The 14,707-nt window shown below is 72.3% G+C and carries 15 protein-coding genes; 8 read left to right on the top strand and 7 right to left on the bottom strand.

Features of this window, described 5'->3' with window-relative positions; all coding sequences use genetic code 11:
• Positions 1 to 12 precede the first annotated feature (12 nt).
• The 3 genes from ACFQ79_RS14570 to ACFQ79_RS14560 form a co-directional block, all read right to left on the bottom strand.
• The gene (locus ACFQ79_RS14570) at positions 13 to 492 is read right to left on the bottom strand and encodes a succinate dehydrogenase hydrophobic membrane anchor subunit (protein ID WP_073910267.1); all 480 of its coding nucleotides are present in this window, start codon (positions 490 to 492) and stop codon (positions 13 to 15) included.
• Positions 493 to 500: 8 nt separating this feature from the next.
• Positions 501 to 881: a succinate dehydrogenase, cytochrome b556 subunit gene (sdhC, locus tag ACFQ79_RS14565; RefSeq protein ID WP_015035721.1), complete on the bottom strand. Its 381-nt coding sequence runs from the start codon at positions 879 to 881 to the stop codon at positions 501 to 503.
• 192 nt (positions 882 to 1,073) lie between these two features.
• Positions 1,074 to 1,643 (bottom strand): 2-oxo-4-hydroxy-4-carboxy-5-ureidoimidazoline decarboxylase, encoded by a 570-nt coding sequence (locus ACFQ79_RS14560; RefSeq protein ID WP_383583002.1) that lies wholly within the window; start codon positions 1,641 to 1,643, stop codon positions 1,074 to 1,076.
• Between the two features lie 228 nt (positions 1,644 to 1,871).
• Between ACFQ79_RS14560 and ACFQ79_RS14555 the strand changes: the two genes are divergently transcribed.
• The 3 genes from ACFQ79_RS14555 to ACFQ79_RS14545 all read left to right on the top strand — a co-directional run bounded on the left by ACFQ79_RS14555 (position 1,872) and on the right by ACFQ79_RS14545 (position 4,866).
• Complete coding sequence (locus ACFQ79_RS14555) at positions 1,872 to 3,503, top strand: glycoside hydrolase family 20 protein (protein ID WP_383582912.1); 1,632 nt, start codon at positions 1,872 to 1,874, stop codon at positions 3,501 to 3,503.
• Positions 3,504 to 3,597: 94 nt separating this feature from the next.
• Entirely contained in the window at positions 3,598 to 4,230 is a 633-nt protein-coding gene (locus ACFQ79_RS14550; RefSeq protein WP_383582910.1) for a DUF4328 domain-containing protein, read from the top strand.
• Positions 4,231 to 4,296: 66 nt separating this feature from the next.
• Positions 4,297 to 4,866: a hypothetical protein gene (locus ACFQ79_RS14545; RefSeq protein ID WP_383582908.1), complete on the top strand. Its 570-nt coding sequence runs from the start codon at positions 4,297 to 4,299 to the stop codon at positions 4,864 to 4,866.
• Positions 4,867 to 4,873: 7 nt separating this feature from the next.
• Here ACFQ79_RS14545 and ACFQ79_RS14540 read toward each other — a convergent pair whose 3' ends face one another.
• Complete coding sequence (locus tag ACFQ79_RS14540; RefSeq protein ID WP_383582906.1) at positions 4,874 to 5,617, bottom strand: Clp protease N-terminal domain-containing protein; 744 nt, start codon at positions 5,615 to 5,617, stop codon at positions 4,874 to 4,876.
• A 374-nt stretch (positions 5,618 to 5,991) separates the two neighbouring features.
• Here ACFQ79_RS14540 and ACFQ79_RS14535 point away from each other — a divergent pair, with 374 nt between their 5' ends.
• Together ACFQ79_RS14535 and ACFQ79_RS14530 are read left to right on the top strand one after the other, a co-directional pair.
• Positions 5,992 to 6,681, top strand: coding sequence for an RNA polymerase sigma factor (locus ACFQ79_RS14535; protein ID WP_383582904.1), 690 nt, complete (start codon positions 5,992 to 5,994; stop codon positions 6,679 to 6,681).
• On the top strand, positions 6,681 to 7,814 hold the full coding sequence (locus tag ACFQ79_RS14530; protein ID WP_383582902.1) for a hypothetical protein: 1,134 nt from the start codon (positions 6,681 to 6,683) through the stop codon (positions 7,812 to 7,814). Before ACFQ79_RS14535 ends, ACFQ79_RS14530 begins: the two co-directional genes overlap by 1 nt.
• Before the next feature lie 179 nt (positions 7,815 to 7,993).
• Here ACFQ79_RS14530 and ACFQ79_RS14525 read toward each other — a convergent pair whose 3' ends face one another.
• The gene (locus tag ACFQ79_RS14525; protein ID WP_383582900.1) at positions 7,994 to 8,842 is read right to left on the bottom strand and encodes a L,D-transpeptidase family protein; all 849 of its coding nucleotides are present in this window, start codon (positions 8,840 to 8,842) and stop codon (positions 7,994 to 7,996) included.
• Between the two features lie 156 nt (positions 8,843 to 8,998).
• On the opposite strand from ACFQ79_RS14525, the gene ACFQ79_RS14520 reads away from it, so the two are divergent.
• Genes ACFQ79_RS14520 through ACFQ79_RS14510 form a run of 3 tightly spaced genes read left to right on the top strand, consistent with a single transcriptional unit; the run spans position 8,999 to position 12,163 of the window.
• Positions 8,999 to 10,579, top strand: a complete 1,581-nt coding sequence (locus ACFQ79_RS14520) for a methylmalonyl-CoA mutase (protein ID WP_383582897.1) — start codon at positions 8,999 to 9,001, stop codon at positions 10,577 to 10,579.
• A gap of 59 nt (positions 10,580 to 10,638) precedes the next feature.
• Entirely contained in the window at positions 10,639 to 11,304 is a 666-nt protein-coding gene (gene leuE, locus ACFQ79_RS14515) for a leucine efflux protein LeuE (RefSeq protein WP_383582894.1), read from the top strand.
• Positions 11,305 to 11,341: 37 nt separating this feature from the next.
• Positions 11,342 to 12,163: a MerR family transcriptional regulator gene (locus ACFQ79_RS14510; protein WP_383582891.1), complete on the top strand. Its 822-nt coding sequence runs from the start codon at positions 11,342 to 11,344 to the stop codon at positions 12,161 to 12,163.
• Here ACFQ79_RS14510 and ACFQ79_RS14505 read toward each other — a convergent pair.
• Both ACFQ79_RS14505 and ACFQ79_RS14500 read right to left on the bottom strand, forming a co-directional pair.
• Positions 12,079 to 13,488, bottom strand: coding sequence for an alpha-2,8-polysialyltransferase family protein (locus tag ACFQ79_RS14505; RefSeq protein WP_383582889.1), 1,410 nt, complete (start codon positions 13,486 to 13,488; stop codon positions 12,079 to 12,081). The two genes, ACFQ79_RS14510 and ACFQ79_RS14505, sit on opposite strands and share 85 nt — an antisense overlap.
• Positions 13,485 to 14,513: a glycosyltransferase family 2 protein gene (locus ACFQ79_RS14500; RefSeq protein WP_383582887.1), complete on the bottom strand. Its 1,029-nt coding sequence runs from the start codon at positions 14,511 to 14,513 to the stop codon at positions 13,485 to 13,487. The genes ACFQ79_RS14505 and ACFQ79_RS14500 overlap by 4 nt, the downstream gene beginning before the upstream one ends.
• Between the last annotated feature and the right edge of the window lie 194 nt (positions 14,514 to 14,707).

Genomic DNA, 14,707 nt, shown 5'->3' with positions numbered 1-14,707 from the left:
TCAGCCCCGTGCCTAGCGGATGTTCGGGTCGAAGGTGAAGATCACCAGCGTGCCCAGAAGGATGGTGAACACCGTGGCGGTGTACAGCAGGCCCTTGAGCCACAGGCGCGTGTTGGCCCGCTCCGCGTAGTCGTTGATGACGGTACGGAGGCCGTTGGCGCCGTGCAGCATGGCGAGCCAGAGCATCAGCAGGTCCCAGACCTGCCAGAACGGGGACGCCCAGCGGCCGGCCACGAAGGCGAAGCCGATCTTGGAGACGCCGCCGTCCAGGAAGAGCTGGATCAGCAGGTGGCCGAGGACCAGGACGACGAGGACCACGCCAGAGAGGCGCATGAAGAGCCACGCGGCCATCTCGAAGTTGCCGCGGGTCGCGCGCGGGGTCTTGCCGGTGCGCTTGCGGGGGGCCTCGATGTACGGCGCGGGGTTGTCCACGTCGTAGTGGGCGCCGCCCTCGACGGGACCGATCGTGGTGGAGGTGGTGTCAGCAGACATATCTGGCGTCAGCTCCCGAACAGTTCACGTGCGGCGTGGCCGAGGACGGGGTACAGCGAGCCCGCCATCAGCACGACCCAGATGCCCACGACGGTCCAGAGCATCTGCTTCTGGTAGCGCGGGCCCTTGGACCAGAAGTCCACGGCGATGACACGGAGACCGTTCAGCGCGTGGAAGAGGATGGCAGCGACGAGGCCGTACTCGAGGAGAGCGACGATCGGCGTCTTGTAGGTCGCGACGACCTCGTCGTACGCCTCGGGAGAGACGCGGACGAGAGCGGTGTCCAGCACGTGTACGAACAGGAAGAAGAAGATGAGGACGCCGGTGACTCGATGAGCCACCCAGCTCCACATTCCTTCCCGGCCGCGGTACAGCGTTCCAGCCGGCACGGAAAAACCCTCCGGGAGCGGGGATCAGGGTCGGCCGGCTTCTCTGTCGGTCTGACCCGGCCGGGTACGGTCCACCGGCCCCGGTCATCGTAGCGACGACTTGTCGGTTCGCTCGCGCGGGGTCCATCGGTGTGATCAAACAGGCACGGACGGACTATCGCACAGGCCGGAATCGCCGCATTCCGGACGGATTCACGGCCCGGAGTGTCGCGGTGTGAGGGCCTCCGCGAGTCGGAATGCCAGCCGGGCGCGGGCGAGCCGCCTCAGTTCGTCGGCGGCGACCACGCGCTCCTCCTCCGGTTCGTTGCCGAGACGTGACCGAATGCCTGCCAATACCTGGTCGAGGCGCTCTCCGGGCCTCACTCCGTCGAGGCTGATCACGAACGCGTGTCCGAAGCTGCTCTCGTACGCGGCGTGGGCGGCCCGCAGCGCGGTCCTCGCGGCCGGCGGCGCGTCGGGGTGCGGCAGGGCCGAGGACTCGGCGGCCAGGGCGTCGTCGAGATCGGCGCGGGACAGGTCGTACCCGGCCTCGTCGGCGGCGGCGAGCAGCGCGTCGACCGTGGGGTACGGACGGTGGGCCGCCACCCGCTCGGCCCAGCGGAGGCTGTGGCAGCACGACAGGAGCAGGGCCTCGGCCTCGACGGGCGAGGCGGCGTTGAAGCCCGCGAGGCCGCGGACGGAGGGGCCCTGGTTCTGGGCGGGTATGGCAGGCGTGTCCGTGGAGCCCGGCTTGCGGCAGGGGACGTGGGTGTCGCTGGTCAGCGTGGGCTCCGGTACTCCGGGACGGGTGGGGCGGCTCGCGCGTGGGACGGGCGCGATGGGGTGGGTGTGACGCAACGTTATCGACGGGACGAGGGAAGTGTCCGACGGATGCGCGAATTTCACCCGGAAGGGAGAGTTTCGGAACAGGTGATGGACGAATGCGTTCCGGTCGCGGGGCCGTCGTGTCCCCCGATTGGCCGGACCGCCCGCCGTACGGAAGGATTCCGAATGATGCGGTACTCCATACGAGGGCCCCACAAGGGCCCGGCACTCCTGGCGACGGCGGTGGCACTGGCCACCGTGGCGGCCTGCTCCGGCGGATCCCCCTCCGGCTCGGGCACGTCCGCCGCCTCCTCCGGCACGACCTCCGGCACGTCCGCGAGCGCGGCGCCCACCAGCGCGCCGCCCAGCCCGACGCCCACGCCGACCCGTACCTACCCGCTCTCCACCGCGCCCCGCACGGTCCCCGCGGTCCGCGACCACGAGGCCGCCCGCGGCCCCGGCTGGAAGCCCGCGGCCCCCGCCGGGGTCGTCATCGCGGCGAACAGCGCGGGCCTCGCCGACGAGGGAAGGCTCCTCGCGGGGGAGCTCGGCATCCCGTACCGCGGCACCGTCGCCGCCGGGCCCGGGGACGTCGAGCTGGCGCTCGGCGGGACCGGGGCCCGCGAGTCGTACACCCTGACCGTCCGTGACGACCGGGTGCGGATCACCGGCCCGGACGAGGCCGGGGTCTTCTACGGCACCCGCACCCTCAAGCAGTCGGTGAAGGGCACCGGCGCGATGCCCGAGGGCGTCGTCACCGACGCGCCCGCGAAGCCCCAGCGCGGACTGAACGTCGACATCGCCCGCAAGTTCTTCACCGCCGGCTGGATCGAGGACCGGCTGCGCGAGATGGCCGACCTCAAGCTCAACCAGTTCGGTCTGCACTTCTCCGACGACCAGGGCTTCCGGATCGCCTCGGACTCCCACCCCGAGATCGTCTCCGCCCAGCACCTCAGCAAGGCGGAGGTGCGCCGGATCCTCGCCCTCGCGCGGAGCCTGCACATCACCGTCGTGCCCGAGATCGACTCGCCCGGACACCTCGGCGCCGTCCTGCGCGCCCACCCCGACCTCCAGCTGCGCAACGTCCAGGGGGTCCCGCGGCAGGGCGCCATCGACATCTCCAAGCCCGCCTCGGCGCAGATCGTCGACGATCTGCTGCGCGAGTACTCCGCGCTCTTCCCCGGCGGCTGGTTCCACGTGGGCGCCGACGAGTACCAGGCGCTGACCGTCCGCAGCCCCTCCGCCTCCTACCCCCAGCTGGCCGCGGCGGCCCGGCAGAAGTACGGGCCCCAGGCCGGCGTCCAGGACCTCGCGGAGGGCTGGCTGAACGACCGCGCCGCCGTCGTGCGCGCGGCCGGGAAGACCGCCAAGGCCTGGAACGACGGCTTCTTCCGCGGCGGCGTCGTCACCGCGGACCGGCGCATCGAGGTCGAGTACTGGACGGGCAAGGAGATCGGCGCCCGCCCGCCCTCCGAGTACCTGGCCGAGGGCCGCAAGGTCGTGAACCTCAACGACGAGTACCTGTACTACGTCCTCGGCGAGCCCAACCAGTTCACGTACCCCACGGGCCGCCGCATCTACGAGCAGTGGACCCCCCTGGTCCTGCGCGGCACGACGCCGGTCGCCGCCCGGTACGACCCCCAGATCCTGGGCGCCCGGCTCGCGGTCTGGTGCGACCTTGCGGCGGCCCAGAACCAGACCCAGGTGGCGAACGGCATCCGCATGCCGCTGACGGCCCTCGCCCAGAAGGTCTGGGACGCCAGGACGCCGACCCTCACGTGGGACCAGTTCAGGGCGCTGGCGGCGCGGGTGCGCTGAGCGGGCGGGAGTACGCTCCCCCAGCGCGGCGGCCGCCCGGCCGCCCCGGCGCCCCGGGGAGGGGCGCCGCTCGTTCCTGGGGGTCCGCTCCGTCATGCTCCGCAATCCCGTTGGTCTGTCGTACGCCGTGGTGGCGCTGCTCGCCGCGATGGTCCTCTCGGACGTGTTCCTCGTCCTCTCGGGGCTCGACGTGTGGCTCCTGGCGGCCGACAGCCCGGACATGACCGGGTTCTCGCACCGGGGCGTCGACGCCACGACATGGGTCCAGGCGCTGCTGTCCCTGCCGACCCAGATCGTCTTCATCATCTGGTTCTTCCGGGTCCGGAGGAACGCCGGGGTCTTCGCCCCCGACCTGCACCGCGGCGGCCCCGGCTGGGCGATCGGCGCCTGGTTCGTGCCGATAGCCCAGTTCTGGTGGCCGCGGAGCGTGGCGGCGGGCACCTGGCGGGCGAGCCGCCGGGACCCGTACGGCGACGGCAAGGAGGAGTCGCTCGCCCTGCTCAACTGGTGGTGGGCGGTCTGGATCGTCTCCGTGCTCTTCGGGGCCTTCGCGAGCGCGGTGTACGACGACGCCGACCGGGCCGACGAGTTCTGGGCCGGCGCCGGACTGCTCGTGGCGTGGGCCGCCCTCGACATCGTCGCCGCCGTCCTCGCGATCCTCTTCGTCCGCCGTCTGACCTCTATGCAGCACACCAAGGCCACTGGCATGATTCCGGCCGCGCAGTGACGAAAAAGCGCCTTCCGGCGCAGTAGTGGACGTACTGCGTCCGTATCGGGTGGCAAGGAGGCGTCCATGACGTCGGCGACGGGCCGGAGCCTGCTGGAACTGATCGACGGGGCCGACGAGCGAGGCCTGGCCGCGGCCGGTCTCGCCTGCCTCGACCGCTGCCTCCCGCTGCTCGCCGGCGACCGGGGCGACGCCCTGCGCCCCGTATGGGCCGCCGTCGCGCGCGGCGACGGCGAGGCCTGGGGCGAGGCCGTCGCCAAGGCGCGGGTCGAACTGGACGTGGAGCCGGGCGGAGACGGCGCGGACGCCGGGGCCGTACGCGGCATGCTCGCGGACGCCCCGGCGGCCTGGGCGGCCGACACCCTGCGGGCCTGGGCCGCCGCGTGCTCCGTCACCGCCCTCGCCCTGCACGGGCGGTACGACGCCGCCGACGTGCCCGACGGCCTCGTCGAGCGCTGCCGGGCCGGCGACGCGGACGGGGCGGGCCCCCTGCTCGCGGGAGAGCTCCGCCGCCAGCAGGCCGTCCTCGACTCGGTCGCCCACGGCCCGACCGGCCTGCGCCGGGCCCGTGATCTCTCCGTCGAGGGCGGCCGGGTGCTGCGCGCGGTCGTCTCCCGCCGGGCCCGCACCGCCTGAGGCGCTCCTAGGAGGCCGCCTCCGGGGCCGTGACCGTCGCCGAGGCGATCGTCTCGGCGATCTGCCGCTCGGCCGTCGCCTTGTCGAGGCCGAGACCCGCCAGCACGCCCGTGCCGTCCTCGTGCTCCATGAGGGCCAGCAGGATGTGCTCGGTGCCGACGTAGCCGTGGCCGAGGCGCAGCGCCTCGCGGAACGTCAGCTCCAGGACCTTCTTCGAGTCCGCGTCGAACGGGATCAGCGCCGGGATCTCCTCGGCCCGCGGCGGCAGTGTCGGGGTCACCGCGTCGCGCACCGCCTCCGCCGTCACGTCCTGCCCGGCCAGCCACCGCATGGCGAGCGCCTCGGGGTCGGCGAGCAGGCCGAGGAGGAGGTGGCCGGGCACGATCTCCGCGTGGGAGGCCGTCCGGGCCTCCTCCTGCGAGGCCACGACCACCGTGCGGGCGCGGGGGGTGAAGCGGCTGAACCCCGCGTTCGGGTCCATCTGGGCGGCGTCGGGGCCCTTCGGCACGAAGCGCTTCTGGGCCGCCTGGCGGGTGACGCCCATGCTGCGGCCGATGTCGGTCCAGGAGGCGCCGGAGCGCCGGGCCTGGTCCACGAAGTGGCCGATGAGGTGGTCGGCGACCTCGCCGAGGTGGTCCGCCGCGAGCACCGCGTCGGAGAGCTGGTCCAGCGCGTCGGGGTGGACCTTCTTGATCGCGTCGATGAGTTCGTCGAGGCGGACAGGGACATTCAGGCCGACTGGATTCGTCATGAGGCAACCCTAGGTTGACAGTCCGTCGACTGTCAACGGCCGGTTGACACCCCGTGGGGAGGGCGGTGAAGGGCGGGAAAAAGGGAGACGGCCGGGGTCGCCACCCCCCACAGGAGAGACCCCGGCCGTCGTCCACGGAGCCGCAGCACGGCTCCGTACTCCATTCAGCGCCGGGAGTGCGCTTTCTGTCACACCGCGACCGCGCCGGCGGCATCCCGCACACCACCGCCCGAAGGTTGCAAGTTGTACAAAGAGCCCGGACCGCGTGGACGCGGCGCCGCGACACGACGTAGCGTGCAGATGCGCGAGGCGGCGTGGCGGTGGTGACCAGCCGCGATGAAGCGACGACGCGACCGACGAACAGGGTTTGGGGAGTGCTGGGGGACGACGCGGAGCTGACGGCCGCGGTGCTCGCTGCGCAGGACGGGGACGAGAACGCGTTCCGTACTGTGTATCGCGCCGTGCATCCACGGTTGCTCGGCTACATACGCACACTGGTCGGCGACATCGAGGCGGAGGACGTCGCCTCGGAGGCCTGGCTCCAGATAGCCCGCGACCTCGACCGCTTCGACGGCGACGCGGACCGCTTCCGCGGCTGGGCGGCCCGGATCGCCCGCAACCGCGCCCTCGACCACGTCCGCATGCGCGGCAGGCGCCCCGCCGTCGGCGCCGACGAGACCGAACTCACCGACAAGCCCGCCGCGTCCGACACCGCGGGCGAAGCCCTGGAGGCGCTGGCCACCGGCCACACCATGCAGCTGATCGCCCAGCTTCCGCAGGACCAGGCCGAGGCCGTCGTCCTGCGCGTCGTCGTCGGCCTCGATGCCAAGACCGCCGCCGACACCCTGGGCAAACGCCCCGGAGCCGTCCGCACCGCCGCCCATCGCGGCCTCAAGAAGCTGGCCGAACTCCTCGGCGTCGACGGCGAGACGGCCGGCCCCGACGGCGCCGACGAGACGGTCGTCCCGCTGGACGGTGTGCCTCCGCAACGCGGGCGCGTACCGGGGTCCATGGCCCCGGGCGGTGTGACGCAATCGCGTCCGCGTACGCAGAAGGACATGTGATGGCCGACGAGCGGTACCAGTGGCTCGACCAGGAGGCCGCGGAGCGGCTGCTCCGCGGCGAGCCGGTCGACGCCGTCGACGACCGCGCGCGTTCCCGGGCCGAGCGCCTGGCCGGAGCCCTCGACGCGGCCCGCGTCCCGGCCGTCCCGCCGGCCGCGCGCACCGAACTCCCCGGCGAGGCCGCCGCGCTCGCCGCCTTCCGCGCGGCGCACGCCGAGCGCGCCGCCGCACCCGTCGCCGCGACCGCCGCGAGCCGCACCGAACAGGCCGAACTCGGCCAGGTGCGGCTCGCCCCCGTGCCCGCCCGCCGCCCCCGCTGGGGACGTTCCCTCCGGTACGGAATCGCCGCCGCGGTCGCCGCCGTCACCGTGGGAGGGGTCGCCGTCGCCGCGGGAACGGGTGTGCTGCCCATGGTGGGCGGCCCCGCGCCCGCCAGCTCCGTCACGGCGGGCGAGCACGCCGACCCGCTCGTCTCGGAGGACCCCGGCATACGCAGGGACCCCGAGGCGCCCACGACGGAACCGGACGGCGCCGACCGCACCCCCGGCGCGTCCCCCTCGGCCGGCACGAGCACCACCCCGCCGTCCACCGGAGCCCCCGAAGGACACGGCACCGACACCCGGGCACCCGGCACGCCGAAGCCCGGCAGGAGCACACCGGGCCCCGGCACGGGAACGGGCCCGGACGGGCAGGGCAGGGAGACCGGCGGCAAGGACGGCGGCACAGGCGGCGACCAGGGCGCCACCACGACCCGGGAGAAGGTCCTCGACGCCTGCCGGGCGTTCCGCTCGGGAAAGCTCGACGCCACCGGCCGCAAGGGACTCACGAGCATCCTGCGCGACGGCGAGACCCTGCGCCGCTACTGCGACCGGATCCTCGGCGGCACGGCCGCGCCCGAGGGCGGCGACAGCGGCAAGGACGGCTCGAAGGGCGAGTCCGACGACGACCCCAAGGGCGACGGGAACGACCGCGGCAACGACGGCGACCGCGACGGCGACCGCGACGGCCGGGGCGGCGACAGCGGCCGGGACCGCCGCGACTCGGCCCGGTCCTCGGCCCCCGGCACCGCCGGGCTCACCGCCGTACTGCCCCTCGGAATCGGCGTCGGCGCACGCCTTCCGCTCCCGGTGTAACACTTCTGGGCCCGTCGGCGCAGTACTGAGTGTGCCGACTGGTCATCGGCCGCGCAGTGAGCCGGGGTTCCCCCCGTACCTACGGCTCCGCGCACATGGCGCGGGTGGGACACGTTCCCCCGGTCCCACCCGCGCCCTTTCCCCTCCCCTCCCGGGTCACCGGTCGACGGGGTCCCCGGTCACCAGTGGACGACGACCTTGTCGCCGACCTTCACCTGGTCGAAGAGGGCCGTGAGCTTGACCCGGTCCCGGACGTTGACGCAGCCGTGCGAGGCGCCGTTGTAGCCGCGGGCCGCGAAGTCCGCCGAGTAGTGCACCGCCTGGCCGCGGCTGAAGTACATCGAGAGCGGCATCGGCGTGTGGTACAGCCGCGACCAGTCCTGCCGGACCTTGCGCTCCACGGTGAAGATGCCCTCACGGGTCGGGGTGTTCTCCGAGCCGAAGCGGACGTCCATCGACGAGACGACCTTGCCGTCGATCATCCAGGCGAGGGTCCGGCTCTCCTTGCTGATGCACAGCACCCGGCCGGTCATGCACCGCGCGTCGGGGGTGTCCAGCTCGTTGGTCGTCGACGGCTTCAGCTCGTCGGCGGTCGGCTTCCGGCTCGCGCCGAGCAGCCGCTGCCAGGTCTCCTCGTCGACCGAACCCGTCCGGGGCAGATCCTGCTTCTTCTGGAAGGCCTTGACCGAGCCGGCCGTCATCGTCCCGTAGAAACCGGTGGGCGCACGGTCGAAGTACTTGAGCTGCCGCAGCCGCGCCTGGAGCTCACGGACCTGCTCGTTCTCGTCCCCGTCGTCCATCAGGGCCTTGGGCTGCGCGGTCCCGGAAGGCGTCCCGGAAGGCGTCTCCGTCGGCGTCGCCGCGGTGTCCGAGGGGGACGGGGCCTTGCCGTCCTGGGTGGGGGCGTCGGTCGGCGCGGGCGCCGAGGTCGCCGGCGCGTTCGTCGGGCTCCCGGAGCCGCCCCCGGAACCGGCCGCCTGGGCCGTACAACCGGCGGCGAGGGCCACCGAGGCCGCTGCCAGAACCACTCTGCGTATGACGGAAGAAGACCGCTTCATTGGTGTTGCCCCCCGGGACGATTCGTATGTACCCAGAGATGCTTCCCGCGCGTGTGCGGTTGCGCGCGAAGGTCACGATCCGCGCATGCTGTGAGCAGGGCCCAATCTCATCGGGAGGCACAGCCAATGGCGCGCGAGTCGGAGTCGGGACTGCCCATCGAGCCGGTCTACGGACCGGAGGCCCTGGAGGCCTGGGATCCGGCGGAGAAGCTGGGCGAGCCGGGCGCGTACCCCTTCACCCGCGGGGTGTACCCGTCGATGTACACCGGCCGGCCGTGGACGATGCGCCAGTACGCGGGCTTCGGCACCGCCGTGGAGTCCAACGCCCGGTACAAGCAGCTGATCGCCAACGGCACCATGGGCCTCTCCGTCGCCTTCGACCTGCCGACCCAGATGGGTCACGACTCCGACGCGCCGATCGCCTCGGGCGAGGTCGGCAAGGTCGGGGTCGCGATCGACTCGGTCGAGGACATGCGGATCCTGTTCGACGGCATCCCGCTGGACAAGGTCTCCACCTCGATGACGATCAACGCCCCCGCCGCCCTCCTGCTGCTGATGTACCAGCTGGTCGGCGAGGAGCAGGGGGTCCCGGCGGACCGGCTGACCGGCACGGTCCAGAACGACGTGCTGAAGGAGTACATCGCCCGCGGCACGTACATCTTCCCGCCCAAGCCCTCCCTCCGGCTGATCGCGGACGTCTTCAAGTACTGCCGGGCGGAGATCCCCAAGTGGAACACCATCTCGATCTCCGGCTATCACATGGCGGAGGCGGGTGCCTCGCCCGCGCAGGAGATCGCGTTCACCCTGGCCGACGGCATCGAGTACGTGCGGACCGCCGTCGCCGCGGGGATGGACGTCGACGACTTCGCCCCCCGGCTCTCCTTCTTCTTCGTGGCCCGTACGACACTCCTGGAGGAGGTCGCGAAGTTCCGGGCGGCCCGCAGGATCTGGGCGCGGGTCATGAAGGACGAGTTCGGCGCGGAGAACCCCAAGTCGCTGATGCTCCGCTTCCACACCCAGACCGCGGGGGTGCAGCTGACCGCCCAGCAGCCCGAGGTCAACCTCGTCCGCGTGGCCGTCCAGGGCCTCGCCGCCGTGCTCGGCGGGACGCAGTCGCTGCACACCAACTCCTTCGACGAGGCGATCGCCCTGCCGACGGACAAGTCCGCCCGGCTGGCCCTGCGCACCCAGCAGGTCCTGGCGTACGAGACGGACGTGACCGCGACCGTGGACCCGTTCGCCGGCTCGTACGTCGTGGAGCGCATGACCGACGACGTCGAGGCGGCCGCCGTGGAGCTGATGGGCCGGGTCGAGGAGATGGGCGGCGCGGTCAGTGCCATCGAGCGCGGCTTCCAGAAGGGCGAGATCGAGCGCTCGGCGTACCGGATCGCGCAGGAGACCGACAGCGGGGAACGGGTCGTCGTCGGCGTCAACCGGTACGCGATCGACGTCGAGGAGCCGTACGAGCCGCTGCGCGTCGACCCGGCGATCGAGGCCCAGCAGGCCGAGCGGCTCGCCGCCCTGCGGGCCGGGCGGGACGGGGCGGCGGTGGACGCGGCCCTCGCGGAGCTGAGGAGGGCGGCGCGGGGGACGGACAACGTCCTCCACCCGATGAAGGAGGCCCTCAGGGCCCGTGCCACCGTCGGCGAGGTCTGCGACGCGCTGCGGGAGGTCTGGGGCACGTATGTCCCGACCGACGCGTTCTGATCTTCCGCGATGCGAAACACACGGGCGGAGTGTCGTACTGACATGCGACACTCCGCTTCATGCTGGGTGTCACCGATCTTCCGACCTATCTCGTGGGCCTCGTCCTCATCATCCTCCTGCCGGGGCCGAACTCGCTGTACGTGCTGTCCGTCGCCGCCCGCAAGGGCACGAGGACCGGGTACAGGGCCGCCGCCGGAGTCTTCACCGGCGACGCCGTCCTGATGACGCTGGCCGCGCTCGGCGCGGCCTCCCTCCTCCAGACCACCCCCCTGCTCTTCATGATCGTGAAGTACGCGGGCGCGGGCTATCTGGCCTGGATGGCGTACGGGATGCTGCGCTCGGCCCTGGAGATGTGGCGCTCGCGTGGCGAGGGCGCGGAGACGGCGGCCGACCGGCCCGAGGATGCGCAGGCCGGGCCGGGGGAGAACCCGTACCGCAGAGCGCTCATCATCAGCCTCTTCAACCCCAAGGCGATCCTCTTCCTCATCTCCTTCTTCGTGCAGTTCGTGGACCCGGCGTACGCCTACCCGGCGCTCTCCTTCCTGGTGCTCGGCACCCTCCTGGAGATCGGCAGCTTCCTCTACCTGACGATGCTGATATTCGGCGGCACCCGGCTCGCCGCGGCCTTCCGCCGCCGCCGTCGGCTCTCCGCGGGAGCCACCTCCGCCGCCGGAGCCCTCTTCCTCGGCTTCGCCGCGAAGCTCTCCCTCAGCAGCGCCGCTTGACCCTCACACCGTGTGAGGCCGTTCCGTAGGGGGCGTCATGTTTGCCATCGGAGACTTCGCCCGGCACGGGCGGGTGTCGGTCCGGATGCTGCGCCACTACGACGCCATCGGACTGCTGCGCCCGGCCCGGGTCGACCCGCACACGGGCTACCGCTTCTACACGGCGGAACAGCTCGCCCTGCTCAACCGTGTCATCGCGCTCAAGGACCTCGGCTTCACCCTCGAACAGGTGGGGGCGATCCTCGACGAGAAGTTCGACGCGGACGAGCTGCGGGGCATGCTGCGTCTGCGCCAGGCCGAGCTGGAAGCGGCCATGGCGGAGGCGCGGGCACGGCTCGCCCAGGTCGGCGCGCGGCTCCGGGCCATCGAAAGCGAGGGACGCATGCCCACCCAGGACGTCGTCGTCAAGAAGATCCCCGCCGTCCGGATCGCCGAACTGAGCGCGGTCGCCGCGAGCTTCGGCCCGCAGCACATCGGCCCGGTCATCGGGCCCCTGTACGAGGAGCTGTGCGGCCGTCTCGAGGCCGCCGGGCTCACCGGGTTCGGCCCCGGGATCGCGTACTACGAGGACGCCGGCAAGGGCGACGGATCGGTCCTCGTGCACGCCGGCACGACCGTCCCGGAGGGGACGGCCGTGGAGGGCGTCGAGGTGCGTGTGCTGCCCGGCATCGAGGAGGCGGCGACCGTCGTCCACCGGGGCTCCATGGACACCGTCCTGCCGACCGCGCAGACCCTGGCCCGCTGGATCGAGGCCCACGGGTACGAGACGCGGAACTACGCGCGCGAGCTGTACCTGGAATGCCCCGAGGACAGCTCCCAGTGGGTGACGGAGCTCCAGGAGGAGATCGTCCGCGCCTGACGGCGGAGCACCTCCTCCGGCGCGCGCCGGGCCAGGCGGCGGACCCTCGGGTGCCGGGGGAGCGGGATGCCGCCGGGCAGGTTCAGGACGGTGAGGCGGCGGCGGGTGAAGTGGTGCCGGGTGCGCTCGGCGAACGGCCCGGACAGGTGCCGTACCGCCGGCTCCCGCAGCTCCGGCCGGATCTTCGGCTGCATCGCGAAGCCGACCGCCGCGACCAGGTCGTTCAGCTGGGCCGTCGCGATCGTGCCGCCGTCCTCCGCACCGCCCTCCGTACCGGCCTCCAGGGGCGGTACGACCGCGTCCACGACGGTGAGCGGGATGCGGTTGCTGTTCTGGAACGGGGTGAGCCGCTCCAGCAGGCCGCGCGTCCCGACCCGGGCCACCGGCAGTCCGTAGAAGGTCCGCGCGGTGAGCAGCGCCGTGGAGAAGCAGCCGACGACGAGGGCGGGCCGCAGCTCGCGGTAGAGCACCTCGGCGAGCACCGGCCGGTCCTCGACGGTCAGCTCGGCACCGAGCGCCGCCGCCTCCTCCACCAGCGCCTTCGACCAGGTGTCGGGGGCCGTCGGGTGCGGCTTGAAGACGAGCCGCCGGTGGCCCCGGGCGACCGCGCCCCGCACCATCTGCAGGTGCAGGCCCTCCTCCTCGGCGACGGTCAGCAGGTTGAGCGCCGCCAGGTACTGGCCGAGGAGCAGCACGGGCCCGTCCTCGGAGGCCGCCGTGGCGGCGGGCCCGGCCAGCTCGTCGACGCACTTGGTGAAGGCCTCCGTCGGTACGGCCTCCGGCACCGCCCCGAACTCGGCGAGCAGCAGCGGCGCGAGGCCGGGCACGAGGTCCAGGTGGAGCAGTCGGCCGACGCGTCCGCCGATGAGCGGGTCGATCTTGTTGCGCGTCGGCCCGTAGCTCATCAGCCCGTCCGCGTACACGGTGACGGGCGCGTCGGGCAGCAGTTGGGCGATGGCGAGCGCGGGCGTCACCTGGATCGATTCCAGGGCGAGTTCGACGTGGTCGTCGCCGAGGTCCCAGATCCTGCGCAGATGACGCTGGAGGAGCGGCAGGTCGCTGGCCCGGGGGGTCCAGCCGCCCGGGTGGAGCGGGGAGATGGTCTCGTTCCACGACAGGACGGAGTCGAAGCGGCCGCGGAGCCGCTCGAAGCCCTCGGCCTGGTCGAGCGGAGGGGTGGTCTCCGGCACGGCCGCGTTGTTGGTGACGAGGAGGATCCGGCGGTCGGCGGGGCCGAAGCTCCCGCTGTCCAGGGCGGCGGCGATCGTCACGGCGCCGTAGAGGGTGGAGGCGCAGAAGATCTGGGTGGTCCGTCGGGTGCTCACGCGGCCACCTCCGCGGAGGCCGGGCCGGCACCGGCGCCCGGGCCCGTGCCCGGTGTCGGCGGCGGTGCCGGACGGCGCCGCCGCAGTCTCCGCAGCATCGTCGCGCGGTCCCCGCCCATCGCGGCGAGGGCCTCGTCGAGGACGTCCTGCGGCATGCGCCGCAGCGCGCCCGCGCTCATCGCCTTCAGCTGACGGGCGACGTCCGGCTCGAAGCGTTCGATCGAGCCGATGTGATGGGAAATCACCGCGCAATATGTGCGCACGGCCTTTGGGAGAAGAAGATCGGCGTCCGCGTCCTTCGCGGTCTCTTCGATCACCTGGTCGAATGCGCGGATGAAATCCAATTGCCGTATGTCGCCGATTTGAGTGAGCGAGGTCGCCACTCCGCGCCGGTAGAAGACACCGAGTTCACCGATGGCGGCGAACGATTTCGCCTCGCGGTGCAGTCGCCAGATCCACGGCCGGTCCTCGGCGGTCCGCAGTCCGTGCGTGAAGTGCAGCAGGCCGCGGTCGAGGAGCCGCCGGTGGTAGATCCCCGCCCAGGCGTACGGGTAGTCGACCGAGGTCGTCCGGTGCGCCGGCAGGATCGCGTCCCGCGGGTCGAGCACCTCCCGGCGCCGGGGGACCGGCGCGCGGCGGATGCCGCGGTTCCTGCCGGTGACGGAGACGTGGTCGGTGCGCAGGAAGTCGCAGCCGAGGTCCTCGGCGGCCGCGACCAGGCGCGCGTAGTAGCCGGGGGCGAGCCAGTCGTCCCCGTCGAGGAAGGTGAGGTACTCGCCGCGAGCGGCGTCCAGGCCGGTGTTCCGGGCGGTGGCGAGGCCCCCGTTGTGCTCGTGCCTGATCAGGACGGCACCCGGGATCTCGCGCGCGGCCCGTTCGAGGATCTCCGGGGTCCCGTCCGACGAGCAGTCGTCGACGAGCAGGAACTCGAAGTCCTCCCGGGCGTTGGCCCGCAGGCTGGTGAGGGTGTCGGGGGCGTATGTCTGCACGTTGAAGAACGGCACGACGACGGAGAGCTTGACCACGCGGTTGACGCTAGGTGCCGTCCCGGCATTCCCACCGACCGTTGGGCATCACTTCGGTGAACACGAAGCGGCGGGCCGATTAACCACCTTTACCGGTAGGGAAAATCGGCCCCGATACGTCCGGTTCACGACCCACTTCAACAGGAGGAGAGGCTCTGTTCACCGTTTGTTGTGTCTCAGTTGGGCCGAAAAGC

Source organism: Streptomyces sp. NPDC056480, assembly GCF_042795405.1.
Classification (GTDB): Bacteria; Actinomycetota; Actinomycetes; order Streptomycetales; family Streptomycetaceae; genus Streptomyces.
This window is presented reverse-complemented; position numbering and strand designations above follow the sequence as displayed.

Bases quoted from the DNA above. Each gene is read 5' to 3' on its own strand.
- ACFQ79_RS14520 (WP_383582897.1), top strand. From the start codon at position 8,999: ATGGCGCGCGAGTCGGAGTCGGGACTGCCCATCGAGCCGGTCTACGGA.
- ACFQ79_RS14555 (WP_383582912.1), top strand. From the start codon at position 1,872: ATGATGCGGTACTCCATACGAGGGCCCCACAAGGGCCCGGCACTCCTG.
- leuE (WP_383582894.1), top strand. From the start codon at position 10,639: ATGCTGGGTGTCACCGATCTTCCGACCTATCTCGTGGGCCTCGTCCTC.
- ACFQ79_RS14545 (WP_383582908.1), top strand. From the start codon at position 4,297: ATGACGTCGGCGACGGGCCGGAGCCTGCTGGAACTGATCGACGGGGCC.
- ACFQ79_RS14510 (WP_383582891.1), top strand. From the start codon at position 11,342: ATGTTTGCCATCGGAGACTTCGCCCGGCACGGGCGGGTGTCGGTCCGG.
- ACFQ79_RS14530 (WP_383582902.1), top strand. From the start codon at position 6,681: ATGGCCGACGAGCGGTACCAGTGGCTCGACCAGGAGGCCGCGGAGCGG.
- ACFQ79_RS14550 (WP_383582910.1), top strand. From the start codon at position 3,598: ATGCTCCGCAATCCCGTTGGTCTGTCGTACGCCGTGGTGGCGCTGCTC.
- ACFQ79_RS14570 (WP_073910267.1), bottom strand. From the start codon at position 492: ATGTCTGCTGACACCACCTCCACCACGATCGGTCCCGTCGAGGGCGGC.
- ACFQ79_RS14540 (WP_383582906.1), bottom strand. From the start codon at position 5,617: ATGACGAATCCAGTCGGCCTGAATGTCCCTGTCCGCCTCGACGAACTC.